The sequence below is a fragment of the Streptomyces sp. NPDC002784 genome, assembly GCF_053592135.1.
This window is the reverse complement of the sequence record NZ_JBSFVD010000197.1, coordinates 1-1132: the sequence shown is the minus strand read 5'-3', so window position 1 is coordinate 1132 and position 1132 is coordinate 1. Positions and strand designations below refer to the sequence as shown.

The 1132-nt window shown below is 36.8% G+C and carries 2 protein-coding genes; one reads left to right on the top strand and one right to left on the bottom strand.

The genetic code is table 11. The annotated features are described in order from the left end of the window. Window positions 1-202 precede the first annotated feature (202 nt). Entirely contained in the window at window positions 203-883 is a 681-nt protein-coding gene (locus ACWD1Z_RS37765; protein WP_451125470.1) for an IS6 family transposase, read from the bottom strand. Window positions 884-933: 50 nt separating this feature from the next. Between ACWD1Z_RS37765 and ACWD1Z_RS37760 the strand changes: the two genes are divergently transcribed. Next, window positions 934-1077: an IS3 family transposase gene (locus tag ACWD1Z_RS37760; protein ID WP_101812836.1), complete on the top strand. Its 144-nt coding sequence runs from the start codon at window positions 934-936 to the stop codon at window positions 1075-1077. Window positions 1078-1132 lie beyond the last annotated feature (55 nt).

Here is a 1132-nt window from a genome sequence, read left to right as displayed (position 1 = left end):
CATTTAAGTTAGCTATAGTACTGGGAAAAAACAAATTACGGTTGCTGTTTTTGAACAAATAAAAAAGCACAGGGAACCTAAAGTGCTCCATAATTGTTAGACAAGAAATCTAACAGTTATGGAGCACTTTAAAAGTTATGCTTATTTTGGTTCTGTTGCGAAGTTTGAAAATCAAACTCGCCCTCTCTGAACTCCAAATATCTTAGGCTGGTATTCCCATTAATACCTTGATTTCAGTAGACACCGAAAAGCCGAAGAGCGTTCCATTTCTTCGGTTCTTTTTATATATTCCTCGAATGGTCTCCATGCCCTTAATCGTGGAAGAGGCTGTACGGAGACTTTGATAAAATTTATTTCGTCGTTTAATAGGTCGATGGTCTTGTTCTATTAAATTGTTAAGATACTTCACAGTTCGGTGCTCTGTCTTAGGATATAAACCCACACTCTGTAACTTTCTAAAGACGGAGCCAAGAGAAGGTGCTTTATCGGTCACAATTGCTTTCGGCTCACCAAACTGTTTATGGAGTCGTTTTAAGAAAGCATAGGCTGCTTGCGTATCCCGTTTCTTTCGTAACCAGATATCTAAGGTTAAGCCGTCCGCATCAAGTGCACGATAAAGATAATGCCAACGTCCCTTAATTTTGATATAGGTTTCGTCCATTTTCCATGAATAGAAGGATTGTCTATTTTTCTTCTTCCAAAGATAATAGAGGACTTTGCTGTACTCTTTCACCCAACGATAAATCGTAGTATGACAAACATTTATTCCACGATCATATAACAATTCCTGAACTTCACGATAGCTTAGATTGTAACGCAGGTAGTAACCAACAGCGACAATAATGACGTCTTTTTTGAATTGTTTGCCTTTAAAATGATTCATTACTCTGTCCTCTCTGTCTTTTTTCTCAATTTTACACTAAAATAGATTTTTTGGAAAACTTTGCAACAGAACCTATTGGAGAATTCAAGGAAATCACAAAGAATTACGTCGATTGGTTTAACAATCGACGAATATCACAGAAAACAAAAGGCATGACTCCCTGCGAATACAGGGAACATGCCTTAGCAGTTTAAAAATATTCAATTTTGTCTTGCACTTTACGGCTCATGCTGTTTTAGACTCTTTTTT

Bases quoted from the DNA above. Each gene is read 5' to 3' on its own strand.
- ACWD1Z_RS37765 (WP_451125470.1), bottom strand. From the start codon at position 883: ATGAATCATTTTAAAGGCAAACAATTCAAAAAAGACGTCATTATTGTC.